The sequence below is a fragment of the Actinacidiphila epipremni genome, from assembly GCF_012034175.1.
GTDB classification, from domain to species: Bacteria; Actinomycetota; Actinomycetes; order Streptomycetales; family Streptomycetaceae; genus Actinacidiphila; species Actinacidiphila epipremni.
Map to the genome: position 1 here is coordinate 76,461 of NZ_JAATEJ010000008.1, position 23,870 is coordinate 100,330.

The following is a 23,870-nucleotide window of genomic DNA, read 5'->3' on the forward strand; positions in this document are numbered from 1 at the left end:
CCTGGAGGACCCGTGACCGGCGCCGCCCGCCAGCCGTCCCGCCTCGTGAAAGCGCGTCCCGCGCCCTTCGGGGCCGACCCGACAGGCGCCCGCCTGGAACGTATCCTCGCCTCCCCGAACTACGCGGACGGCGCGTTCGTGAACCCCACCGCCGCCCGCCAGGGACCCGGCGGTGAATTCTTCAAGTCGCTGCCGGCCGCCCTGCGCAAGGAGGCCCGGCTGCCGCGCAAGCCCGCCCGCCGGGTCCCCGTGCATCCCACCACGCTCGCCGACATCGCCGTCCCGCCCGCCTCGGGGCTGCGGCTGACCTGGACGGGCCACTCCACGGTGCTGGCCGAGATCGGCGGCCGGCGGGTGCTGTTCGACCCGGTGTGGGGCGAGCGCTGCTCACCCTTCTCCTTCGCCGGGCCCAAGCGCGTGCACCCCGCGCCCTTCCCGCTCTCCGCGCTCAACCGCCTCGACATCGACGTCGTCGTGATCTCCCACGACCACTACGACCACCTCGACATGCCCACCATCGTCGAACTGGTCCGCAGCGACGTCGTCTTCGCCGTCCCGCTCGGCGTCGGCGCGCACCTGGAGCACTGGGGCGTGCCCGCCGCCCGGCTGCGCGAACTGGACTGGCACGAGTCCACCGAGGTCGCCGGGCTCACCCTCACCGCCACCCCGGCCCGGCACTTCTGCGGTCGCGGGCTGCGCGGCCGGCAGCAGACGCTGTGGGCGTCCTGGGCCGTCACCGACGGCACCCACCGGGTCTTCCACAGCGGCGACACCGGCTACTTCCCCGGCTTCGCCGACATCGGCGCCCAGCACGGCCCGTTCGACGCCACGATGATCCAGATCGGCGCGTACAGCGAGTTCTGGCCCGACATCCACATGACGCCGGCCGAGGGCATGCAGGCGCACGTCGACCTGTCCGGCGGCACCCCGCGCGGGGTCATGCTGCCCATCCACTGGGGCACCTTCAACCTCGCGCAGCACACCTGGGCCGACCCGGCCGAGGGCACGGTGGCCGCCGCGCGCAAGGCCGGGGCGCGGATCGCGACGCCCCGGGTCGGGGCGCCCTTCGAGCCGGCCGAGCCGCAGCCCGACGACTGGTGGTGGCGTGAGGCCGCGCTCGTCCCGCCCGGCGGCTGGCCCGCTCACCCCGAGCCCGTCCCGGCCGGTGCCGCTCCGGCCGGCCCCGCCGCCGACCCCGTACGCCCCGGGCCCGCGCCGACCGCCGAACCCGCCTGACCGGCAGGCCGGGAGAGCGCTCTACGAGGTCGCCCGGCCGAGGTAGGTGAGGACGCCCGCGTCGGGGACGTCGATCTCGTGGAAGCCGAGGCGGTCGTAGAAGGCGCGGGCGGCGGTGTTCTCGGTGAGCATGCCGAGGTGCACCGCCGGCACGCCGCGGGCGGCGAGCGAGCCGAGGAAGGCGGCCATCAGCGCCCGGCCGAGGCCGCGGCCCTGGTACCGGGGCAGGACGTCGATGTGCAGGTGGGCCGGGTAGCCGGCGACCGCGGGGACGATCATCCGCTCCGGGGTGTGCAGCAGCACCGCCATCACCTCGCTGGGCGTCCGCGGCTCGCCCTGCGGGGCGGGCCAGCGCTCGGCGACCGCCGGCAGCCACTCCTTGCGGAAGCGCTCGACGAAGGCCGGGGTGTCGGCGGTGCCGAGGACGTAGCCGACCGCGCGGCCGTGCCCGTCGTCCACCACGAACGCCGACTCCGGCTCCAGCACCGCGTAGGGCGCGGCGAACAGCGTGCCGAGCAGGTCGCGGTCCTGCTCGGGGTAGTCGCCGGAGGCGTCGCCGCCGGCGGCCCCGGTGAGCAGGCAGATCTCGTAGAGCGCCGGCAGGTCGGCCGGGCGGTAGGGGCGTATCGAGGGCGTGCCCGCGGGCTCGGCGGCGGGCTGCTCGGGCGCGGGCTGCTCGGCGGCGTGGTGCTCGGCGGTGCTCACTGCTGCTCCAGGTCGGTCGGCGCGGTGGGCCCGGCGGTGCCGCCGAGCGGGACGAAGGTGAAGGAGAAGGCGGCCGGCCGCACGTCCAGCCGGTGGGCGGGCAGTACGCCGGGCCCGCAGGAGGCGCTGCCCAGGCCCTGGAGAGCGTGATCCAGGGTGACCCACAGCCGCCCCGAGCGCACCAGGTCGCAGGTGTGCGCGGCGGCGTCCAGCGCCTCGGTGGTCCACGGGCGGGCGGTCAGCCAGAAGGGCTCCCCCTCGATCCGCAGGCCGGAGCCGTCGGGCCGGGTCAGCTCGGCCCAGCGCACACCGGCCCGCGCGCCGTTCTCCTGCGGGCGGACGTACGGGGTCTGGAGTTCGTCCACCGTCGCGCTCCAGCGGCCGATCCGGGCGGCGGCGCGGCTGTCCGGGTAGGCCTCGCCGGGCCCGGCGCCGTACCAGGAGACGCGCTCCAACTGCCCGGGCAGGCCCAGCCGCACGCCGAGCCGGGGCAGCGGGACGGACCATGCGCCCTCGGGGGTGACGGCGACCTCAAGCCGCAGCCGGTCGCCGGTCGCGGTCCAGGTGAAGACGGTGTGCAGCGCGTGGTCCGCGGCGGCCGGCGCGACCCGTACGGCGACGGTCAGCATGTCGCCGCCGACCGCGACCCGCGCCACCCGGTGCCGCATGCGGTGCAGGCCCGCCGTGCGCCACGCGCGGTCCAGCCGGGACTCGGCGAACCAGTCCATGCCGCGGTCGTTGTCGGTCGGCGCCCGCCACACGTCCAGCCGCGGGCCCTCCACCGGGGTGCCGGCCAGGGTGCGCAAGGCGCCGGTGGCGGCGTCGAAGACGGCGGGGCCGAGCGTGATCAGGCCGCCGCCGGCCCGGCGCGGGGAGTGCGGCCGGCCCCGGTGCGCCCGCCCGGCCGGCTGCCGGGGCGCCGCGAACTGCGCCCAGGCCACCTCGTGCCCGGCCGGCGCCCACGCGGTGTCCTCGGCGAGCACCGCCCGCACCGTCCACCACGCCTCGTCGCCCGCGCGGTCTGCGGGCAGCCGCGGCAGCTCCAGGAGAGCGCTCTCCCCGGGGCCGGTCGCGGGCACCTCGAACCGCCCGGAGTCGGCCGGCTCGCCGTCCACCTCGTAGGTCCAGCGGAAGGACAGCCCGCCGAGGTCGGCGACGTCGTAGAGGTTGGTGACGGTCACCTGCCCGCGCTCGGCGTCACCGGTGATCCGCACCGGCTCGATGACCTTCTTGTACTCCACCAGCCCCGGCGAGGGCGTGCGGTCGGGGAAGAGCAGCCCGTCGCACACGAAGTTCCCGTCGTGCAGCTCCTCCCCGAAGTCCCCGCCGTAGGCGAAGTAGTGGCTGCCGTCCGGGGCCGTGCGGCGCAGCCCGTGGTCGATCCACTCCCACACGAAGCCGCCCTGGCAGCGCTCGTAGGTGTCGAAGATCCGCTGGTACTCCGACAGCCCGCCGGGCCCGTTGCCCATCGCGTGCGCGTACTCGCACAGGATGTACGGCATGGCGCGCCGCCGCTCGTCCAGCCCCGCGTCGGCCAGCGGCGCCTCGGTGCGGCGGCCGATCAGCTCGGACTCGGCGTGGTCGGCGTACATCCGCGAGTAGACGTCCGTGTCGGCGCAGCTGAGGTCGCCCTCGTAGTGGATGGGCCGGGCCGGGTCGCGCTCCCTGATCCACGACGCCATCGCCGACAGGCCGGCGCCGGTGCCGCACTCGTTGCCCAGCGACCACATCACCACCGACGGGTGGTTCTTGTCCCGCTCCACCATCCGCGCCGCCCGGTCCAGCAGCGCCGGCGTCCAGCGCGCGTCGTCCACCGGGTTGCCGCGCCAGCCGACCTCCTGGAAGCCGTGCGTCTCCAGGTCGCACTCGTCGATCACCCACATGCCCAGCTCGTCGCACAGGTCCAGGAAGGCCGGGTGCGGCGGATAGTGGCTGGTGCGCACGGCGTTGACGTTGTGCCGCTTCATCAGCAGCAGGTCCTCGCGCATCGTCTCCTGGTCCAGCGCCCGCCCGCGGTCCGGGTCGAACTCGTGCCGGTTCACCCCGCGGAAGACGATCCGCCGCCCGTTGACCTTGAGCACCCCGTCCTCGACGGCGACGCTGCGGAAGCCGATCCGCAGCGGAATGCGCTCTCCCTCGGTCGCCAGCTCCGCGTCGTACAGCCGCGGTCGCTCGGCCGACCACGGCTCGACGGGGACGATCACCGGTTCGCCGGTGGGGATGTCCAGGCCCAGCTCGGGCACGGTGAGGGTGCCGCCGGGCTCGCAGTCCACCCGCAGGGTGCCGGTGCCGGTGACGTGGTCGTAGCCGCAGTGCACGAAGAAGTCGGTGACCGCGCCCTCGGGCCGCTCGATCAGCGTGACCTCGCGGAAGATGCCGGGCATCCACCACATGTCCTGGTCCTCCAGGTAGCTGCCGGACGACCACTGGTGCACCCGCACCGCCAGGACGTTCCCGCGCGGAAGCAGCAGTTCGCCGACCTCGAACTCCACCGGCAGCCGGCTGCCCTTGAACGTCCCCAGCTCCGTGCCGTTCAGCCACACCCGCGCGCAGGACTCCACCCCGTCGAAGCGCAGCACCGCCGCGCCGCCCGGCCAGTCGTCGGGCAGGTCGAAGGCCCGCAGGTGGTCGCCGGTCGGGTTCTCCGTCGGCACGTACGGCGGGTCGACGGGGAAGGGGTAGCGCACATTGGTGTACGCCGGGCTGCCGTGCCCCTGGAGCACCCAGTGCGACGGCACCGGCAGCAGGTCCCAGCCGGAGGCGTCGTAGCCGGGCGCGGCGAAGCCGTCGTCGTAGGTGTCGGCCCGGTCGCCGAGCCGGAACCGCCACTGCCCGCCGAGCGCGACCCGGCGGGCGTCGGAGGCCGCCCACCACGCCCGCGGCGGGAGCGCTCCCGTGCCCGGCCCGGGGTCCTCGTAGTACGCAAGCGCCTCGGCCGGCTCCGCCTCGTGCATCGTCCCTGCTCCTCGCTCCACCCGCTGCTCGCCGCGGACCGCTCCCGGATGGCGGGGCGCGGTGATCCGCACCCCCGATTCAATCCGAGCCGCCCCCTCGAACGCCAGATGTAACGACCACCGATGTCCCGGCGCGCCCGCGCCCGGCCCGCGGGCGTACCCCCGCGGACCGGGCGCGACGACTTCCGCGGCGGGCTCAGGCGGGCGACATGGTGAACACGCCCGCGTGGTCGGCGTACTGCACGAGGTTGGCGCGCGACACGCTGTACTGCCCGAGCACGACCGACACCCACGAGTGGGAGTTGAGGACCTGCATGCCGAAGGAGTTCGTGCCGGGGATGTAGTTCAGCCAGAACATCTGGTCGTTGTAGATCCAGCCGTTGCAGTCGCCCTGGATGAACCAGGCGCCGTCACCGGTGGCCTTGTCCCAGATGGTCAGGCAGTAGCCGTTGATGCGGTTCTTGAAGATGTACGGGCTGGTCGCGGAGGAGTCGGCGCCCCAATGGCACACGCGCCACTGCTGGTTGGCCAGGCCCAGGTACTGGTACTGCACGACGGCGCCCTTGTTGTCGGGGCCCTGGGAGAGGTCGAAGACCATGTTGCGCGAGGTGTTGATGCGGTAGTAGCCGGGGTTGCAGGCCCAGCCGTCCTTGGTCGGGTCGGAGGAGGCGGACGCGGAGGCCGGGGCGAGCGTGAAGGCGGCGAGCGCGAGCGCGGCGCCGGCGGCGGCCGTACGGGCGGTGCGGGCGGTGCGAGCCGTACGGGCGGTGCGGGCGGCGGCGGGCGGGGTGCGGCGGCGGGTGCGCCGGAGGGTGATCACGGGCGGGCTCCTTCTGCGGAATCTGCGAGCTTCACGGGACCTGCGGGATCTGCGCAATCCATGGCGGGCGGTCGGGGGCGCGTGGCGCTCAGCAGGCGCCGAGCCGGTCCTGCGCGGCGCGGCGCACCGTGCCGGCCGGCTCCAGCGCCGCGCAGTTGTGCACGACCGTCCCGATCTCCGGCGTCTCGAACGTCGTGTACGTGCCGTAGCCGCCGGGCAGCGCGTTCATCCACACGCCGGTCGCCGGGCCGGTCTGCGCGCAGATGTACTTCACGTACGTGCCGGTGACCTTCCGGGTGCCGCGATAGAGGCCGTAGTAGCCGGCCTTGGTGAAATTCCAGGTCGTGGTGACGGTGGTGGTGCTGGTGGACGAGGTGGTGTCGGACACCGAGAAGCCGACCTTCGCCTCGACCTTGACGAACACCGGCCCGGCGGACGCGGAGATCTCCAGGCTGTTGTTGACCGTGGTGCTCACGGAGTTGACCTGCGTGAGCGTCTCCGTGCGCTGCCCGGTGGTGCCGTCGCCGACGTTGACCGCGAGGAAGTCGGTGACGACCGGGGTGACGGCGGTCGTGACGTCGTAATAGGCGGAGTCGACGGCCGGGTTGCACGCGCTGCTTGCCGGTGGCGGCGGGACGGCGTCGGCGTGCGCCGACCCCGCGGTGCCGACGCCCACGGCGGTCAGGCCGAGGGTGAGGAGGAGGGCGGCGGGCATGGCGCCGCGCCGCCCGGCGACGGTGAGGTTCACGAAGGCTCCTTCAGCCGCGAGGGGTTGCTCGGGCCACGAGGATCACGTCGCCGGGCACGGCGCCGGGAGTGCAAGCCCTGCACTGGCAACGCCCGCCCCCGCACGGCCGGTTGCGGCCGTACGTGGCCGGTTGCCGCCTGTGCCGCGGTGGGCCCCGCCTCCCACAATCGGGACGTGGACACCACCAGCGCCCTGCGCGACTTCCTGCTCTCCCGTCGCAGCCGGCTGCGGCTGGAGGACGTGGGGCTGCCCGCGCACGGCAGGCGCAGGGTCGCCGGGCTGCGCCGCGAGGAGGTCGCGGACCTGGCGCACGTCAGCCTCGACCACTACATCCGGCTGGAGCGCGGCCAGGCCTCCCGGGTCTCGGACGCCGTCCTGCACGCGGTCGCCGACGCGCTCCGGCTCACCCCCGGCGAGCGCGGCTACCTCTACAACCTGGCCCGCCCCGCCGGCCCCCGGCCGGTGCCGCCCGGGGCCGGAGTGCGCGGCAGCGTGCAGCGGCTGCTCGACACCATGGGCGACACGCCCGCCTATCTCGTCGGCCGCGGCGGCACCGTCCTGGCCTGGAACCGCCTGGCCGCCCTGGTCTTCACCGACTTCTCCCGTGTCCCGCCGCCGCGCCGCACCATCGGCTGGCTCGTCTTCACCCACCCCGAGGCCCGCGCCCGCTACGCCGACTGGGACGTCAAGGCCCGTGAGACGGTGGCCTACCTCCGTACCGAATGGGGCGCCCGCCCCGACGACCCGGCCCTGACCCGGCAGATCGCCGAACTCCGGGCCGCGAGCGAGCCGTTCGGCCGGCTGTGGTCCCAGCAGTCCGTCGTCGACCTCACGCACGGCACGACCCGCGTCAACCCGCCCTGCGGCTCGCCCCTCGACTTCTCCTGGGAGACCTTCCGCCCCGCCGGCGACCCCGACGAGGTGATCATCGCCTACACCGCCGCCACGCCGGCCACCACCGCGGCCCTGCGCGCCCTCGCGACCCCGCTCTGAGGCCGCCGCGCCGCCCGGCGGCGGAATACGGCCGGGCGGCAGGTGGTTGGCCTCCGGCGTGGACCATGATCGCGAGGCCGTGGACAGCCTGCACCCCCTGCTCGCCGGGCGGTTCAGCCCCGCGAGGTTCGACCCGGCCGGGAAGGTGGACGACCGGGCCGTCGAACTGCTGCTGGAAGCCGCCCGTTGGGCGCCGTCGGCGGGCAACTCGCAGCCGTGGGCGTACGTCGTGTGCCGGCCGGGCGAGCCGCGGTACGAGCGGATCGTGCCGCACCTCGCGCCGAGTTCGGCGCGCTGGGCGACGGACGCCGGGCTGCTGGTCGTCACGCTCGCGCACCGCTTCGTCGGCGGCTCCGAGGTGCAGTATTCGGAGTTCGCCGACTACGACCTCGGGCAGTCCGTCGCCCATCTCACCCTGCAGGCCGAGGCGATGGGCCTGGGCGCCCACCAGTTCCGGGCGTTCGACCTGGCGGCGCTCACCGCCGAACTGCGCCCGAACCCGGGCTGGTCGGTCGTGACGATGATCGCGGTCGGCGTCCCCGCCGCGGCCTCGGACCGGCCCCGCACCCGCCGCCCCGCCGCGGACCTGCGCGACGCCCCCTGGGCGCCCGCGGACCAGGAGTAGCGGCGGGGCCGCCGCGCCCTCGCGGGAGGGTGCGGCGGCCCCGCCGGGTGGCGGGCGGACGGTGTCAGGGGGTGACCGCGATGTTGGTCAGGCCCTTGCCGCCGGTGGAGGTGTTGGAGGAGGAGACGACGTTCTTGGTCGCGCAGCCGCTGTTGTCGGTGACGTTGATCGCCCAGCCGGGCGCGGAGCCGAGGCTGAAGGTGTTGGCGGTGAAGGTGTTCCCGCAGCCGTACGGGTCGTAGACGTTGTGCACCTGGAAGCCGTCGGTGTACGGGTCGGACACGGTGTTGTGGTCGATGGCGTAGCCGTCGCCCTTGACGTCGATCGTGGAGTCGCCGGAGTTCTTGTTCTGCTCGCCGGCGCCCTTGAGGGTGTTGCCGCGGACGACGCCGTCGTGGGTGCCCTCCTTGATGTCGATGCCCTCGGCGGCGACGTTCGGGCCGATGGTGTTGTCCAGCACCTGCACGTAGTCGGAGGCGTCCACGCCCGAAGGTCCCGCGTACTGGTCCCAGTTGCTGTTGGCCGAGCCGATGTAGACGCCCTCGCCGTAGTCGGGGTGGGTGGTGCCGGTGTCGTGGATGACGGAGTTCTGGATCAGGCCGTGGTCGCTGCCGGAGCGGAAGTGCACCGCCTCGTAGCCGATGGTGTCGACGGTGACGCCGTCGATCGTGACATGCGGGGAGGCGTCCATGACGATGCCCTTGTTGCTGTCGGTCACCCGGATGCCGCGGACCTGCCAGTAGGGCGCGTGGTCGAGCCACAGGCCGTAGCCGTTGCCGCCGTCGGAGGACAGCACCGCTTGTGAACTGCCGGTGATCACGATGGGTTCGGCCGCGGTCGCCGCGACGGTGGCGGTGAACTGCCCGGCGTAGGAGCCGTCGGCGAGCCTGATGGTGTCGCCCGGCCGGGCGCCGGCCAGGGCCGAGGTGAGCTGGGCGGCGGTGGAGACGTCGACGGTCCGCCCGCCGCCGGAGGTGGGCGGCGTCGTGGGAGGCGTGGTCGGGGGAGTGGTCGGCGGGGTGGTCGGCGGGGTGCTGGGGGGAGTGGTCGGCGGGGTCGTGCCGCCTCCCGGGGTGCCGAAGACCTCGAACTCGTTCACGGTGAAGCCGCTCGCGCCGGCGACGTAGTGCTGGTCGTACAGCTCTATCCAGCGGGTGGTGACGCCGGCCGGCAGCGCGACCGTCGTCGTGCCGCCGGTCGCGCCGCTGACCTGCGTCTGGGTGTGCCAGGACGTGCCGTTGGGCGAGGTGCGCACCTTGAAGGACGTGGCGTAACCGCTGCCCCACACCACGCTGACGTGGTCGACGGCGGTGGTCGCGCCGAGGTCGACCCTCAGCTCCTGCGGGGTGCCGGTGGCGCTCTGCCAGGACGTGGCGGTGTCGCAGTCCACGGCGGCGGCCGGGCTGCCGGCGGCGGTGCTGGTCGCGCTCGCCGCCTTGCCGCACGCGAGGTCGCCGCCGATGCCGGCGGCTGCGGAGGTGCCCGCGGATGCCAGGCCGACCAGGCCCGCGGTGAGCAGGGCGCCGGCCGCGGCGGCGGCGCCCGCCGCGTACCCGCGGCGTCGGGACGTACGGTGCCGGGCGGTGCTGCCGCGGGGCGGTGAGGTGGTGGGGGTCATCTCGGTCCTTGCTCCCTTGGTCCAAGCGCGGGGAGGTCCCGCACTGCGGTGTGTGCGTGCTCGGGGCCGAACTCCGGTGTAGCGAACTGTGCGGTACGGAGCTGTGCTACGGGGGACTGCTACGCAACCGCTGTTCATGTGAATGAACACTGGATATGTGGATGGACGGCGGTGTGCCCCCAGAAGCTAGGTCCGGCCGTACGGAGCGTCAAGGCATCGCGCAGGAATCGGCGGCGAGCTGTGCAGTCGTCAGCCCAGGGGGCGGTCATGGCGGTCGCCGGTCCGCACGGCCCGTCCGCGTACATGAACTGACGGCATGTCGGGTAATCCCCGGCAGGCGCGCTGCTACGCCGCCGCGGCCGTGACCGCCGCGTACTCGTCGGCGAGGACGCCGGCCAGGCGCCACGCGACCGGGCCGCCGTCGGCGAGGACCGAACTCCAGACGTCCAGCCGCAGCGCCTCGGCGCAGTGCCGGCGGGCGCGTACCGGATCGGTGGCGATCCGGGCCAGCACGGTGTGGACGTACCCGCGCTGGACGTCGTCGACGACGGAGCGGACCACGCGCTCGGCGCCGGCCCAATCGCCCACCCGGGCCAGGGCTTCGGCGAGCTGCCGCAGGACCGGGCCGCGCCGCCCCGCGCCCGTCGTGGCCGGCGCCGCACCCTCCGCCTCGGCGGCCAGCCGCAGCACGGCGGCGGTGTCACGGACGGCCGGCGCACGGCGGGCGAGCCCCGCGGCGACCGCGGCAAGGCACCGCGTACGGAGCAGGTCCTGCTCGCCCTCCGCACGGGCCGCGGCCTCCGCGGCGGCGCCGTCACCCTGCTGGGCCCGCTCGCCCAGCAGGCGCGGCAGCAGATGCGCCCGCTGGCCCGGCAGCACGACCCCCTGGGCCGGCTCCCGCGCCTGCGCCAGCAGCCGTTCGGCGAGTTCCGGCAGGCCGCAGGCGACGGCCGTACCCGAGAGGGTGATCCGCAGGTCGCACTGGACGTACGGGTCGACGACCGCGACCACCTCGGCGAGCGCGGCCTCGACCAGCCGCGCCGTCCGGTCCCGGTCGCCGGCCTCCGCGGCGATCTGCGCCCGGCGGGCGAAGCACCGGGCGCGTGCCTCGGGCGGGTCGAGGGCGCGGATCCACCCGTCCGCCTGCTCGTCGAACCCCGCCGCGACCGCGGCGGCCACGACGCCGGGGAGCAGCCAGGCCCGCTGCCGGGGGTCGGCCAGGGCTTCGGACGCCTCGACGGCGTGCAGGGCCAGCTCGCGGGCCCGCCCGGTCGCGCCGGTGAGCGCCAGCGCGAGCGCGAGGCCGGCGGTCAGCCGGACGTGCCCGGGGGCGTCGGCCGCCGAGCGCACCGCGGTCTCCGCGGCCTGCGCCAGCCGTACGGCCGGCTCCGGCTCGCCCGCCGCGGCTGCCGCCGTCGCCACCGCCGCGAGCCCCTTCGCCCTGCGGCCGGCGGCGCTGACGCCCGTCAGCAGGCTCTCGGCCGGGCCGAGCCGGCCCAGCAGGGCCAGGGCGGACGTGACGAGGACTAGCGCCTCCTCCCGCTCCTCCGCACCGTCCGCCGCGCGTGCCGCGCGCTCGACCCCCGGGACCAGGTCCGCGACCCACGCGTTGTCGCCGTCGTCCTGCCCTGCCAGGGCCAGGCCGTGCAGCGCCTCGGCCCGGTGCTTGGCGGAGCCGATCTGCTCCAGCAGCCGGCGCGCCCCGGCGCGGTCGCCGGCCATCGCGAGCGCCTGGGCGAGCGCGGAGCGGGCCTGGTCCCGGTGCTCGGCGCCGGACGGGCCGCGCACGTCCTCGGCGGCCTCCGCGGCGAGGCGGCGCACCTCGTCCGGGCCGACGGCTTTCGCGACCAGCGCGCAGGTCAGGGCGACGAGCCGGATCCGGGCTCCCGGGTGCGGCTCCTCCCGGGCGGCGGCCAGCGCGTCCCGGGCGAGTTCGCGGGCCCGCGCCTCGTCGCCCAGCTTGGCGTGGGCGGCTGCAGCGCCTCCGCGGCAGACCACCCGCTCCTCAGGGCGCGGCAGGACGCGGGCCATCCCCGTCAACTGCCGCGCCAGCCGCCGGGCCCGCTCCTCGTCGCCCATCTCTGCGGCGCCATAGGCCAGCACACCGAGCATCGCCGCCAAGGGCGCGGAGTGCACGAGGGCCTGGGCGGCCTCCTCCGCGACGCGCAGCAACTGCCGCGCCCGGCCGAGGTCTCCGCTCTTCCCGGCGGCGTCGGCCATGAGCGCGAGCCCCTGGCACTGCTCGAAGGGGGACGCCAGCGAGCGGGCCAGGTTCTCGGCGCGTACCGGGTGCCCGAGCCGCTCCCAGACCGCGGGCAGCGTCTCGGGCATGGCGCTGTTGCGTGCCGTCAGATGCTGCCGGTGGACCGCGAGCCGGGCCAGCGCCTCCAGGTCCGGCTCCGGCCGGGCGGCATGGGCCTCCTGCGCGGCGGCGACATCCGCGAGGGCGACCGCGTCCCCGCCGGAGATGTCCAGCAGCCGGTCCTGGCGGGCCCGGTCGGTGGCGAGCGCGGTCAGCCGCTCGGCCTCGCCGGCGGCGGCGAGCATCGCGGTGTAGCCGCGCAGCAGGTATTCCGGGGTGTCGGCCGGCCAGCCGCGGTCCCGGTGCGAATCGGCCCAGGCGTGCAACCGCCGCCGGTACGCGCCGAGCAGGTCCGGGCCGAGACCCTCGCGGGCGGCCTGCTGCAACTCCTCGTGGCCGAGGATGTGCAGGGCCGCCGCACCCTCGCCCTGCGGGGCGAAGTGGCTCGGGCGCAGGCCGAAGGTGCGGCCGGAGACCGCCCTCAGCAGCGCGTCGGTCTCGAAGGGCCGGCTCGACGTCAGCGCGGTGAGGTCGGCGCTGCTCAGGCCGCCGCCGGCCGCGGTGAGCAGGCCCAGCAGGTCCCGTCCCAGGCCGCCGCCCGCGAGCAGGCCGCGCAGCTCGCGGCGGGCCTCGTCGCGGACGACCAGGGCGTGCGGCGAGGCGGCCAGCAGCCGTACGACCCCGGCGGCGCGCAGCGGATGGCCCGCGGGCACGTCCTCGGGGATCGGCGGGTTGGGGCGCCCCGCGACGACGACCCGCATACCGGCCGGCGGACGGGCCGGCAGCAGCGCGGCGATGCTGTGGGCGTCGGCGCCCGCGGTGATGCCGCGGTCCTCGTCCAGCCCGTCGACGACCAGCACCAGCCGCCCGCCCCGGTCCCGTACCGCCAGGGCCGCGTCGCGGTAGAGGGCGAACAACTGCTCCTGCCGGCCGCGCTCGCCGACCGCCGGGGACACCTCCTGGCCGGCGAGCAGGGCGAGTTGGCCGATGGCCTTCTCCATGAACGCCTCGCGGTCGTTCTGGCCGGCGTAACGGGCGGTGATGAAGAAGGCCACCACCTTGACCCGCTCCGGCGGGTGCAGCACGAACCACGACAGGAACGCCGACTTCCCCGCCCACGCCTCGGCGCGCCACCACTGGTAGCAGGCCCCGCCGCCGTCCCCGTCCCCGTCCGCGTCTCCGTCCGCGTCGTCCGGCGGGTCGTCGGCCGCGCAGAAGGCGGTGAGCTCGGCGAGTTCGGCGTCGCGGTCCAGGAGCTCGGCCGGCGCGATCTGCCGTACCTGCTCCAGGTAGAGGTGCCGCGGGAGGCGCGGGTGTACGGCGGCGTGCGGCGGGCCGGGGGAGGGCGCCGGGGTGCCGTTCAGCCCTGTGACGGTCCCGGCGGGCGAGGGTCCGGCAGGCCCTCCGGCTCCGGGATGCCCTCCGGTTCCGGCCGCGCCGCCAGCAGCAGCCGTTTGAGCGTGGTGTACGAGCGGTGGGTGACGCCGTCCGGCTTGATGATCGCGAAGTGGTCGCCGGGCAGCACCCCGATGTCCGGGAAGACCGAACGCGCCGAGGCCGGCGTCACGACGGCGTCGCTCTCCCCGGCGAGCGCGGTGACCGGGATCGGGCAGGTCGAGCCGCCGATCTCCCGCGCGTGCACCACCTGGTTGAGCACGATGCGCTGCGTGTCGGTCACCACCGCGTCCAGCGGCCGGAGTTGGCGCTCCTGCGGGTTCTTCCACGGCCAGCGGCGGCGCAGCGACAGCGCGAACTGCGAGCCGTTGTTGGGGCACGCGAACAGCACGATCCGCCGGATACGGGCCAGGTCCGCACCGCGCCCGGCGGCCAGCATGCGCGCCAGGTGGCGCTGGACGACCAGGCCGCCCTGGCTGTGCGCGACCAGGACCAGGTCGTCGAAGCCGGCCGCCTCGGTCTCCAGGTAGACCTTGAGGCTGTCGGCGATGTCGTCGATCTCCGGCACCCGCCGCCACGCCACGCGGGGCAGCGCCGGCGAGGCGTACCCGAAGGCCAGCGGGTGCGCGAAGGCGAGGTCCTGGTCGTCGGCGAGCAGGCGCAGGAACGGGTCCCAGGTGCCGGGGCCGGACAGGAACCCGTGCACGAACACCGCCCCGAGGCGCCCGCCCGCCGTCACCATCCTGAGCCCGTCCCCCCGGTCGTCCCCGTGCCGCGGCAGCCACCCTACCGCCGATGTCCCGCCGGGCCGGGGCCGTTCGCGGCAGCCGGGGGCGGGCGACGGCCTGCGGACGGCCGCGCGCCGGCCCCGGGCAGGCCCCGCGCAGGCCCCAGGCAGGCCCCGCGCAGGTCGTGCGGTGAAAGCCGGCGGGGCGGGTACGCGGAAGCGCAGAAGGCCAGGTCGCCGCACAGCCCCTGTTCGGCCAACCCAATGAGGCGGGATGTCAGCACACACGTTTGGACGGCGTTCCCCGGCCCCGCCGGCCGGCCCGCGGGTCCGGGACACGCTCAGGGTGGCCGGCCGGACCGGCTTCACCGCGCGCGGGGTGCTCTACTTCCTCGTCGGCTACCTCGCGCTGCGCATCGCCTTCGGCGACGGCGGGAACGAGGCCGACCGGCAGGGCGCCCTGCACCAGATCGGCCGGCAGCCGCTGGGCACCGCGCTGCTGTGGCTGCTGACCGCGGGACTGGCCGGCATGGCGCTGTGGCGCGGCGCGCAGGCCGTCCTCGGCGGCCGGACCGGGAGCGGGCACGGCGGCCAGGGCAGCCAGGACGGGCAGGAAGGCGCAGGCAAGCGGCTGGCGGCGGGCGCCCGGGCGGTGTTCTACGCGGTGGTGTGCTGGGGCACCGCCACCTACGCGGCCGGCGCGGGAAGTTCCGGCGGCTCCGGCGGCTCCGGCGCCGCGGGCGGTTCCGGCGGCAGCAGCGACGAGACGTCGAAGGACATGACGGCCACCCTCCTCAAGCTGCCCGCAGGCCGCTGGCTGGTCGCCGCCGCAGGCGCCGCGCTGTGCGTGGCGGGCGCGGTGATCGCGGTACGGGCACTGCGGCGCGCGTTCCTGAAGAAGCTGGAGACCGGCCGGATGGGCCGCAGGACCCGTACCGCGGTGACGGCCTCGGGCGTCGCGGGCGGCACCGCCCGCGGCGGCGTCTACGCCGGGGCCGGCGCCTTCGCCGTCGTCGCGGCGATCCGCTTTGACCCGCACCAGGCCAAGGGCATGGACGACACCCTGCGGTCCTTCGCCCACACCCCGGCCGGGCCGTGGCTGCTGGTCGCGGTCGCCGTGGGGCTCATCCTCTTCGGCCTGTTCTCCTTCGCCTCGGCGCGCTGGCGCCGGCTGTGAGGGGGGAACGCGGCGCCCGGCGTTGCGTCGTGTTCGCCGATGATCAGGAATCCTGCACGATGACACGTAAGCAAACACCATTCATGTGCGACTCCGTGCGCCGATCGGTCCACCGCCGGGTCGTTTAGTCGTGAACTGCCCGGGCGCGCGGGCCCGGTCCCCGGAAGGCGGCGCGTTTGCGCCGTCTTGCGCGTGCGAACGTGTGTTTTTGAAACGGCGCTTGACGTTCAATCGAACAGGACTCCACACTGTCGCGCAGTCTCCCCGGGACAGCACGGCCGCCTTCCCTGGCTCGGAAAGCACCGCCTGACCCTGTCCCGCCCCCCACCGGCGAAGGACGACGCTGTGCAACGACATCTGAGATTCCTGCTCCCTTTATGGCTGCTCGCCCTGCTGACCACCGCCCTGACGGTCGGCGCGGGCCCCGCTGACGCGGCCACCACCACGACCGTGACCGTCGACGGCGGCCAGGCCGGGCGGGTGTTCGACGGGATCGGCGCGATCAGCGGCGGCGGGGGCAACTCCCGCCTGCTGACCGACTATCCCGCCGCCCAGCAGTCACAGATCCTGGACTACCTCTTCAAGCCCGGATACGGCGCCAACCTGCAACTGCTGAAACTGGAGATCGGCGGCGACGCCAACTCCACCGACGGCTCCGAGCCCTCCATCGAGCACGCCCGCGGGCAGATCAACTGCAACGCCGGCTACGAGTTCTGGCTCGGCGAGCAGGCCAAGGCCCGCAACCCCGACATCAAGCTCTACGGCCTGGCCTGGGCCGCGCCCGGCTGGATCAACGGCGGCTTCTGGTCCACCGACACCATCAACTACCTGATCTCCTGGCTCGGTTGCGCCAAGCAGCACGGCCTGCCCATCAGCTACCTCGGCGGCTGGAACGAACGCGGCCACGACGTCGACTGGTACATCCAGCTGCGCTCCGCCCTGAACGCCGCCGGCTACGGCAGCGTGCAGATCGTCGGCGACGACTCCGGCTGGGGCGTGGCCGACGACATGGCCGCCAACTCCGCCTTCAACAACGCCGTGTCGGTCATCGGCGCCCACTACCCGTGCGCCGGCGGCGACGGCGGCAGCGCCGACACCTGCTCGTCGACCAGCACCGCCAAGAACAACGGCAAGCCGCTGTGGGCCTCGGAGAACGGCTCGCTCGACATGAACGGCGGCGCCCCCGCGCTCATCCGCTCCATCGTGCGCGGATACGTCGACGCGCGCATGACCGCGTATCTGAACTGGCCCTTGGTCGCGGCCCTCTACCCCAACCTGCCGTACGCGACGGTGGGCCTGGCCACCGCGCCCTCGCCGTGGTCCGGCAGCTACACGATCGGCGAGAACACCTGGGCGACCGCCCAGGTCACCCAATTCGCCCAGCCCGGCTGGACGTTCGTGGACTCCGCGTCGGGCTACCTCGGCGGCGCCGAGTCCAACGGCAGCTACGTCACCCTCACGTCCCCGAACCGCACGGACTACTCGACGATCCTGGAGACCACGACGGCCGGCGCGGCGCAGACCGTGAACGTCCACGTCCAGGGCGGGCTGTCCACCGGTCCGGTGCACGTCTGGGCGACCCGGGTCAACAGCCCCAGCGCCGCGACCGACTTCGTGCACACGCAGGACGTCACCCCGCAGGGCGGCTCGTACTCCCTGACGCTGCAGCCCGGTTGGATCTACTCGGTCACCACGACCACCGGTCAGGGCAAGGGCACGGCGACCGGTCCCGCTTCGCACGCGCTCGCACTGCCTTACTCCGACGGCTTTGACAACGATGCCACCGGTACGCAGGCCCGCTACCTGTCCGACATGCAGGGCTCGTTCGAGGCGCGCCCGTGCGCCGACGGCCGCTCCGGCCAGTGCGTCCAGCAGGTCGCGCCGGTCAAGCCCATCGAGTGGCAGGACGACTCCGACGCCTTCACCCTGGCCGGCGACACCACCTGGAGCGACTACACCGTCACCGCCGACGTCGACCTCCAACAAGCCGGCATGGTCGAGCTGTTCGGCCGCGCGGGCACGCAGAACCGCCCGCAGAGCCACCAGGCCGGCTACGAGCTGCGCGTCGCCGACACCGGAGCCTGGTCGCTCGTGCGCAGCTCCGCCGGCGGCGCCCTCAGCACCCTCGCCTCCGGCACGCACACCGCGCTCGGCACCCGCACCTGGCACACCCTCGCCCTCGGCTTCTCCGGCGACCGCATCACCGCGACCCTCGACGGCACCGCCCTCGGCGCCGCCACCGACAGCACCTACGCCGCGGGCCAGATCGGCCTCGGCGTGGTGGGCTACCAGACCGACCTCTTCGACAACCTCTCCGTCACCGCCAACCCGCCCGGCAACCACGGCGGCATCCTCAAGGACCGCAACTCGGGTCTGTGCGCGGACGTGCCCGCCTCCAGCCAGACCGACGGCACCCAACTGGCGCTGTGGGACTGCAACGGCGGCGCCAACCAGTCCTTCACCGCCACCCCGGCCGGCCAGTTGACCGTCTACGGCGGCGCCAAGTGCCTTGACGTCGACGGCAGCGGCACGGCCGACGGCACCAAGGTGCAGATCTGGACCTGCAACAACACCGCCGCCCAGCAGTGGACGGTGGGCGCCGACGGCAGCGTCGTCAACCCGCACTCCGGCAAGTGCCTGGACGCCACCAAGGCCGGCACCGCCCCCGGCACCCTGCTGGAGGTCTGGTCCTGCAACGGCGGCGCCAACCAGCAGTGGGACCGCGGCAGTTCCACCTCGCTGCTGCGCGGCCAGGAGTCCGGCCGCTGCGTCGACGTCCCCGCCCTCAGCCAGGCCGACGGCACCCGCCCGACGCTGTGGGACTGCAACGGCGGCGCCAACCAGACCTGGACCTCCACGCCCACGAACCAGCTGACCGTCTACGACAGCAAGTGCCTGGACGTGGTCGGCGGCGCCACCGCCGACGGCAGCCCGGTCGCGATCGAGAGCTGCGACAACACGCCCGCCCAGCAGTGGCGGGTGCGCGCGGACGGCAGCGTCGTCAACGTCGGCTCCGGCAGCTGCCTCGACGTGGCCGGCCACGGCACCGCGAACAACACCGCCCTGGACATCTGGCCCTGCAACGGCCAGGCCAACCAGATCTGGCGCCGCTCCTAGCACCCTCCCACCCCCGCCGGGTCCCCGTCCCCCTCGCGGGGGCCCGGCGGGCTCTCCCCCCACCAGGAGCAACCCCATGACCATCAACGCCCGTCGCACCGTCCTGCCCGCGCTCACCGCGCTGTGCGCCGCCGCGGCCACCGCCCTCGCGGTCCCGGCCCACGCCCACGCAGCCGCCCCCGCCGCCGTACGGCAGCCGGCCCTGCGGCTCATGCCGCTCGGCGACTCCATCACCTGGGGCGTCGGCAGCAGCACCGGGAACGGCTACCGCGGCCCGCTGTTCGACACCCTCGGCTCCGAGGGGTACGTGCCGGACTTCGTCGGCTCCGGGCGCGGCGGCCCCATGACCGACCCCGACAACGAAGGCCACTCCGGCTGGCGCATCGACCAGATCGACGGCATCACCGACGCGGTGCTCGCGACGTACAAGCCGAACGTCGTCACGCTGTTGATCGGCACCAACGACCTCAACCAGGACTACCAGGTCCCCACCGCCCCCGACCGGCTGCACGCGCTGGTCGACCGGATCACCGCCGACGACCCCGGCGCGACCGTGCTGCTCGCCGACCTCATCGTCTCCACCTCGCCCCAGGTCGTGCAGGCCGAGCCCGCCTACAACACGGCCGTACGGCAGCTCGCGCAGAGCGAGCAGGCCGCCGGCCGGCATGTCGCCTTCGTCGACATGGGCACCCTGACCGCAGCCGACCTCGCCGACTCGCTGCACCCGGACGACACCGGCTACCGGAAGATGGCCGCCGCCTGGAACACCGGCGTCCAGGCCGCCGACGCCGCCGGCTGGCTCCAGCAGCCCGCCCCCGTGACCGGCCCCGTCCGCTCCGGCATCGCCGGCAAGTGCCTGGACGTGGACGGCGGTTCGTCCGCCGACGGCACCGACGTGCAGATCTGGGGCTGCAACTCCACCGCCGCGCAGAGCTGGACGGCCGGCTCGGACGGCACCCTGCGCGCGGTCGGCAAGTGCCTGGACGCGACCGCGCTCGGCACCGCCAACGGCACACCGGTGGAGATCTGGTCCTGCAACGGCGGCGCCAACCAGCAGTGGCAGCCGTACGACGGCGGCTACCGCAACCCTGTCTCCGGCCGCTGCCTGGACGACCCGAACCTGTCGCAGACCGACGGCACCGACCTGGAGCTGTGGGACTGCAACGGCGGCGCCAACCAGCAGTGGTCCCTCGGCTGACCCGGCCGGCCCCCAAGAGACCCGAGAGAACTGAGAGACCGAGAGACCGAGAGACCGAGAGACCCGAGAGAACCGAGGCCCCCATGCCCCGCACCCCGCTGACCCCCCTGCGCCCGAGACACCTCCCGCGCCGCCTCCTCCCGGCGCTGCTGCTCCTGCTCGGCGTCCTGCTCGTCCCCCCGCACACCGCGACCGCCGCTGATGCCGCCGCCGATGCCGCCGCCGCGGCCACCGGCTGGACCGTCGCCGGCCCCTCCGCCGGCTCCCCGACCGCCGCGCAGCTCACCCTCGACGGCGGCACCCTCACCTTCGCGGCCACCAGCCACGGCCAGGGCGTGCTGTCCCCGAGCCCGATCGGCATCCGCACCTCCGCCGCCGACCTGACCCGCAACCTGACCTTCCTCGGGCGCACCGACCGCACCGTCACCGAGTCGTACGCGATGACCACCGGCAAGCAGCGCAGCCGCTCCACCGCCTACACCGAGTCCACGCTGTCCTTCGCCGGCAGCGGCGGCGCCCGGCTCGACGTCGTCGTGCGCGTCTCGGACACCGGCGCCGCCTACCGCTACGTCCTGCCCGGCAGCGGCCAGGTCACGGTCACCGGCGAGGCGTCCTCGTGGACGCTCCCCGCCGCCTCGCCCGCGTGGCTCGTGCCGCCGGACCGCGAGGACCAGGGCCAGTGGTTCGGCACCACCGCGGGCGGCGCGCCGTCCGACACCTACCACCAGCCCGCGCTCTTCCAGGTCGGGAGCGCGTACGCGCTGCTCGCCGAGACCGGCCTCGACGGCCGCTACGCCGCCTCCTACCTGGCGCACACCGCCGGCTCCGGCACCTACACCACCCAGCTCGCGAGCGCCGTCACCGGCACGCTGCCGCTGTCCACGCCGTGGCGCACCGCCGCCCTCGGCAGCCTCGCCGACGTGACGCAGTCCACGATCGTCGACGACCTCGCCGCGCCCTCCAAGGTCTCCGACACCTCCTGGATCGCGCCCGGCACCGTCGCCTGGTCGTGGCTGACCGAGCACGGCAGCCCGTCCAGCGAGGCCCGGCAGAAGCAATATGTCGACTTCGCCCAGCGCCACGGCTGGGGCTACGTCCTGGTCGACGAGGGCTGGTCGTCCTCCTGGGTGCCGGACCTCGTCACGTACGCCGCGGCCCGCGGCGTCCGGGTCATCCTGTGGTTCAACTCCGCCGACCTGCACACCGCGCAGCAGCGCGACCAGCGGCTGCCGCAGGTCAAGAGCTGGGGCGTGGCCGGCGTCAAGATCGACTTCATCGACGAGTACACCCAGCCGACCCTCCAGTGGTACGACGCCGTCCTCGCGCAGACCGCCGACCTGAAGCTCATGGTCAACTTCCACGGCACCGCCATGCCGCGCGGCATGCAGCGCACCTGGCCGCAGGTGGTCACGGCCGAAGCCGTCTACGGCGCCGAGCAGTTCCACGACCGCGCCGCCTTCGACACGATCCTGCCCTTCACCCGCAACGCGGTCTCCAGCATGGACTTCACCCCGGTCGTCCTCAGCATGACCGGGCGCGACACCACGGACGCCCACGAACTGGCCACCTCCGTCGTCTTCGAGTCCGGCTGGCAGCACTTCGCCGACAGCCCGGAGAGCTACGAGGCCCACCCCGAGGCGCTGCGCATCCTCGACCAACTGCCCACCGCCTGGGACCAGACGCGGCTGCTCGGCGGCAGCAGCCCCGGCAAGGCGGCCTACGTCGCCCGGCGCGCGGGCGGCCGGTGGTTCGTCGGCGGCATCTCCGCGCAGGCCGCGACGACGTACACGACCGCGCTGTCCTTCCTCGGCTCGGGCCAGTGGCTCGCCGAGACCGTCCGCGACGGCTCCGGCGCGCTCACCCACGACACCCGCGTCGTGACCGCCGCCGACACCCTCTCGGTGCCCGAGGCCGCGAACGGCGGCTTCGTGACCGCGCTGTGCCCGTACACCGCGGGCCTGGCGACCTGCGCGCCGCACGGCCAGTCCGGCGTGCTCAAGGGCGCGCAGTCCGGCCTGTGCGTGGACGTGCCGGGCGCCGCGCAGGCCGACGGCACCCGGGTCGCGCTGTGGGACTGCAACGGCCAGGCCAACCAGAACTGGACGGCCTCGCCGACCGGCCGGCTGACCGTCTACGGCGGCGCGAAGTGCCTGGACGTCTCCGGCAGCGGCACCGCCGACGGGACGCCGGTGCAGATCTGGGACTGCAACAACACCGCCGCCCAGCAGTGGACGGTGGGCGCCGGCGGCACCGTCGTCAACCCCGCGTCCGGCAAGTGCCTCGACGCGTACGACAACGGCACCGCGCCCGGCACTCTGCTGGAGATCTGGACCTGCAACGGCGGCGCCAACCAGAACTGGGCCCGCGCCGGCACCACCGCCGCCTACACCGGCGCGCAGTCCGGCCGCTGCCTCGACCTGCCCGGCGGCAACCAGGCCAACGGCACCCGGCCGGCCCTGTGGGACTGCAACGGCGGCGCCAACCAGCGCTGGACGTCCACGGTGACCGGCGAGCTGACCGTCTTCGCCAACCGCTGCCTGGAGGCGGCGGGCGGCGCGACCGCCGACGGGACGGCGGTGCAGATCCGGGACTGCGACGGCGGCCCCGGCCAGCAGTGGCGGGTCCGCTCCGACGGCACGATCGTCAACCCGGCCTCCGGCAAGTGCCTGGACGCGTACGACAACGGCACCGCCAACGGCACGCCGCTGGAGCTGTGGACGTGCAGCGGCCAGGCCAACCAGCGCTGGCAGCCCGCCTGACGCGGCCCGTCCCGCGCGTCCCCCACCGCCCGCGCGGTGGCCGGTGCGGCGCCCCGCCCCGTGTCGGGGCGCCGCACCGGATCACTCTCCTACCCCCGCGCGCCGGGCCCCCACCCGCCCGGCGCGCGTTCAGCGGCGGTAGTACGCCTCGACGGGGGCGCGGGCCTCGCCGAGGAGCGCGGGACCCACCCGCGGGACGACCGGCCACGCCCCCGACGCCGGGTGGAGCGCCACGAGCTGGCCGGTGGACAGCGCGTAGACCACGCGCCCGAGCCCGGACCGCACGATGCCGCCGCCGCACATGCCGCACGGCTCGCAGCTGGTGTACATCGTGGTCCGCGCGGCGGTCGGCGCGTCGAGCTCGCGGGCCGCCCAGCGGGCGAGCTTCAGCTCCGGGTGGGCGGTGATGTCGTCGTCCCGCCGTACGGTGTTGTGCGCCTCGGCCAGGACCGTGCCGTCCGGGCCGGCCAGCAGCGAGCCGTAGGGCGCGTCGCCCAGCTCGACGGCGCGCGCGGCCAGCGCGATGGCGCGGCGCAGCAGGTCCTCGTCGGCGGGGGCAAGGAGGGCAGAGGAGTCGGGGGAGAGGGACGGGTCGGTGCCGGGGTCGGTCATGGCGCGGTCCTCCGGTGTGCGGCGACGGCGGCGAGCGCCCGCCAGGCCGTCTGCGGTGTACGGGTCAGCTCCGGGTCCCCGTGGTACGGGTCGAGGACGACGGTGTCGGCGCCCAGGCGTGCGAGCGCGTCGAGGTCGCCGAGCACCTGCTCCAGGCTGCCGACGCCGGCGAGCCGGTCCGGGTCCGGGTCCGGCGCCTCGGTGAGGTCCAGGGCGATCCGGGGCGCGAGCGCCGGCAGCGCCCCGCCGTGGCCGGCGGCGTGCTCGGCGAGCACCGAGCGCAGCCAGGGCAGCGTCATCCGCAGCGGATGCCACGCGTCGCCGTACCGCACCGCCCGGCGGATCGCGGCCCGGCTGCCGCCGCCCACCCACAGCGGCACCGGCGCGCTGCCGTCGGGCCCGCCGCCCGCCGGCCGGGCGGCGTGCAGCGCGGCCAGGTGCTCCTCGGTGAGCCGGCCGCGCTCGGCGTACGGCACCCCGAGCGCGGCGAACTCCTCGCGCGCCCAGCCCGCCCCGACGCCGAGCACGAACCGCCCGCCGCTGAGCCGGTTCAGGCCCTCGGCCATCCGCGCCACCAGCAGCGGATGGCGGTAGGGCAGCACGGCCACGGTCGTGCCGAGCCGGACGGCCGAGGTGATGCCGGCCAGCCACGCCAGGGTGGTGAAGGGCTCGTAGAAGGGCTCCGGATACCGCTCCGCCACATCCGGGGTGACCGTCACATGGTCGGACATCATGAGGATGTCGAAGCCCAGCCCCTCCACGGTCCCGGCCCACTCGCGCAGCACCCCCGGGTCGGTTCCCGGCCCGAAGTTCGGGACGTTGACGCCTAGTCGCATGTCCGCAGGCTATCCCGGCGGCCCCGCGATCCCGAAGGCAATCTCACC

The 23,870-nt window shown here is 74.8% G+C and carries 16 protein-coding genes; 7 read left to right on the forward strand and 9 right to left on the reverse strand.

Features of this window, described 5'->3' with window-relative positions:
• Nucleotides 1-12 precede the first annotated feature (12 nt).
• Nucleotides 13-1,236 carry an MBL fold metallo-hydrolase gene (locus HCN08_RS13015; protein WP_167983180.1) on the forward strand — a complete coding sequence of 408 codons (1,224 nt, stop codon included), beginning with the start codon at nt 13-15 and terminating at the stop codon, nt 1,234-1,236.
• 21 nt (nt 1,237-1,257) lie between these two features.
• On the opposite strand, the gene HCN08_RS13020 is transcribed toward HCN08_RS13015, so the two are convergent.
• The 4 genes from HCN08_RS13020 to HCN08_RS13035 all read right to left on the reverse strand — a co-directional run bounded on the left by HCN08_RS13020 (nt 1,258) and on the right by HCN08_RS13035 (nt 6,463).
• The gene (locus HCN08_RS13020; protein ID WP_167983286.1) at nt 1,258-1,863 is read right to left on the reverse strand and encodes a GNAT family N-acetyltransferase; all 606 of its coding nucleotides are present in this window, start codon (nt 1,861-1,863) and stop codon (nt 1,258-1,260) included.
• 74 nt (nt 1,864-1,937) lie between these two features.
• Nucleotides 1,938-4,895 (reverse strand): glycoside hydrolase family 2 TIM barrel-domain containing protein, encoded by a 2,958-nt coding sequence (locus tag HCN08_RS13025; RefSeq protein ID WP_167983181.1) that lies wholly within the window; start codon nt 4,893-4,895, stop codon nt 1,938-1,940.
• A gap of 196 nt (nt 4,896-5,091) precedes the next feature.
• Complete coding sequence (locus HCN08_RS36130; protein WP_167983182.1) at nt 5,092-5,715, reverse strand: RICIN domain-containing protein; 624 nt, start codon at nt 5,713-5,715, stop codon at nt 5,092-5,094.
• An 88-nt stretch (nt 5,716-5,803) separates the two neighbouring features.
• Nucleotides 5,804-6,463, reverse strand: coding sequence for a hypothetical protein (locus HCN08_RS13035; protein WP_167983183.1), 660 nt, complete (start codon nt 6,461-6,463; stop codon nt 5,804-5,806).
• Between the two features lie 174 nt (nt 6,464-6,637).
• Here HCN08_RS13035 and HCN08_RS13040 point away from each other — a divergent pair, with 174 nt between their 5' ends.
• Together HCN08_RS13040 and HCN08_RS13045 are read left to right on the forward strand one after the other, a co-directional pair.
• Nucleotides 6,638-7,456 (forward strand): helix-turn-helix domain-containing protein, encoded by an 819-nt coding sequence (locus HCN08_RS13040; RefSeq protein ID WP_167983184.1) that lies wholly within the window; start codon nt 6,638-6,640, stop codon nt 7,454-7,456.
• A 58-nt stretch (nt 7,457-7,514) separates the two neighbouring features.
• Complete coding sequence (locus HCN08_RS13045) at nt 7,515-8,081, forward strand: nitroreductase family protein (RefSeq protein WP_322974417.1); 567 nt, start codon at nt 7,515-7,517, stop codon at nt 8,079-8,081.
• 64 nt (nt 8,082-8,145) lie between these two features.
• On the opposite strand, the gene HCN08_RS13050 is transcribed toward HCN08_RS13045, so the two are convergent.
• From HCN08_RS13050 to HCN08_RS13060, 3 genes are all read right to left on the reverse strand, one after another.
• Complete coding sequence (locus tag HCN08_RS13050) at nt 8,146-9,699, reverse strand: discoidin domain-containing protein (RefSeq protein ID WP_167983185.1); 1,554 nt, start codon at nt 9,697-9,699, stop codon at nt 8,146-8,148.
• Between the two features lie 345 nt (nt 9,700-10,044).
• Nucleotides 10,045-13,086, reverse strand: coding sequence for a hypothetical protein (locus HCN08_RS13055; protein WP_167983186.1), 3,042 nt, complete (start codon nt 13,084-13,086; stop codon nt 10,045-10,047).
• A gap of 275 nt (nt 13,087-13,361) precedes the next feature.
• The gene (locus tag HCN08_RS13060) at nt 13,362-14,138 is read right to left on the reverse strand and encodes an esterase/lipase family protein (RefSeq protein WP_167983187.1); all 777 of its coding nucleotides are present in this window, start codon (nt 14,136-14,138) and stop codon (nt 13,362-13,364) included.
• A gap of 331 nt (nt 14,139-14,469) precedes the next feature.
• Between HCN08_RS13060 and HCN08_RS13065 the strand changes: the two genes are divergently transcribed.
• The 4 genes from HCN08_RS13065 to HCN08_RS13080 all read left to right on the forward strand — a co-directional run bounded on the left by HCN08_RS13065 (nt 14,470) and on the right by HCN08_RS13080 (nt 22,374).
• Nucleotides 14,470-15,300 (forward strand): DUF1206 domain-containing protein, encoded by an 831-nt coding sequence (locus tag HCN08_RS13065; protein WP_322974418.1) that lies wholly within the window; start codon nt 14,470-14,472, stop codon nt 15,298-15,300.
• Nucleotides 15,301-15,645: 345 nt separating this feature from the next.
• Nucleotides 15,646-18,417: a ricin-type beta-trefoil lectin domain protein gene (locus HCN08_RS13070; protein ID WP_322974419.1), complete on the forward strand. Its 2,772-nt coding sequence runs from the start codon at nt 15,646-15,648 to the stop codon at nt 18,415-18,417.
• Between the two features lie 76 nt (nt 18,418-18,493).
• Nucleotides 18,494-19,615, forward strand: a complete 1,122-nt coding sequence (locus HCN08_RS13075; RefSeq protein WP_167983189.1) for an SGNH/GDSL hydrolase family protein — start codon at nt 18,494-18,496, stop codon at nt 19,613-19,615.
• Between the two features lie 83 nt (nt 19,616-19,698).
• Complete coding sequence (locus HCN08_RS13080; protein WP_167983190.1) at nt 19,699-22,374, forward strand: glycoside hydrolase family 97 protein; 2,676 nt, start codon at nt 19,699-19,701, stop codon at nt 22,372-22,374.
• 129 nt (nt 22,375-22,503) lie between these two features.
• Here the strand turns inward: HCN08_RS13080 and HCN08_RS13085 are convergent, their stop codons facing one another.
• Both HCN08_RS13085 and HCN08_RS13090 read right to left on the reverse strand, forming a co-directional pair.
• A complete protein-coding gene (locus tag HCN08_RS13085) occupies nt 22,504-22,986 on the reverse strand; it encodes a nucleoside deaminase (RefSeq protein WP_167983191.1) in 483 nt (160 codons plus the stop codon).
• A complete protein-coding gene (locus HCN08_RS13090) occupies nt 22,983-23,822 on the reverse strand; it encodes an LLM class flavin-dependent oxidoreductase (protein WP_167983192.1) in 840 nt (279 codons plus the stop codon). The genes HCN08_RS13085 and HCN08_RS13090 overlap by 4 nt, the downstream gene beginning before the upstream one ends.
• Between the last annotated feature and the right edge of the window lie 48 nt (nt 23,823-23,870).

Coding starts and splice junctions, on each gene's coding strand:
- HCN08_RS13075 (WP_167983189.1), top strand. CDS start 18,494: ATGACCATCAACGCCCGTCGCACCGTCCTGCCCGCGCTCACCGCGCTG.
- HCN08_RS13085 (WP_167983191.1), bottom strand. CDS start 22,986: ATGACCGACCCCGGCACCGACCCGTCCCTCTCCCCCGACTCCTCTGCC.
- HCN08_RS13025 (WP_167983181.1), bottom strand. CDS start 4,895: ATGCACGAGGCGGAGCCGGCCGAGGCGCTTGCGTACTACGAGGACCCC.
- HCN08_RS13060 (WP_167983187.1), bottom strand. CDS start 14,138: ATGGTGACGGCGGGCGGGCGCCTCGGGGCGGTGTTCGTGCACGGGTTC.
- HCN08_RS13050 (WP_167983185.1), bottom strand. CDS start 9,699: ATGACCCCCACCACCTCACCGCCCCGCGGCAGCACCGCCCGGCACCGT.
- HCN08_RS13090 (WP_167983192.1), bottom strand. CDS start 23,822: ATGCGACTAGGCGTCAACGTCCCGAACTTCGGGCCGGGAACCGACCCG.
- HCN08_RS13080 (WP_167983190.1), top strand. CDS start 19,699: ATGCCCCGCACCCCGCTGACCCCCCTGCGCCCGAGACACCTCCCGCGC.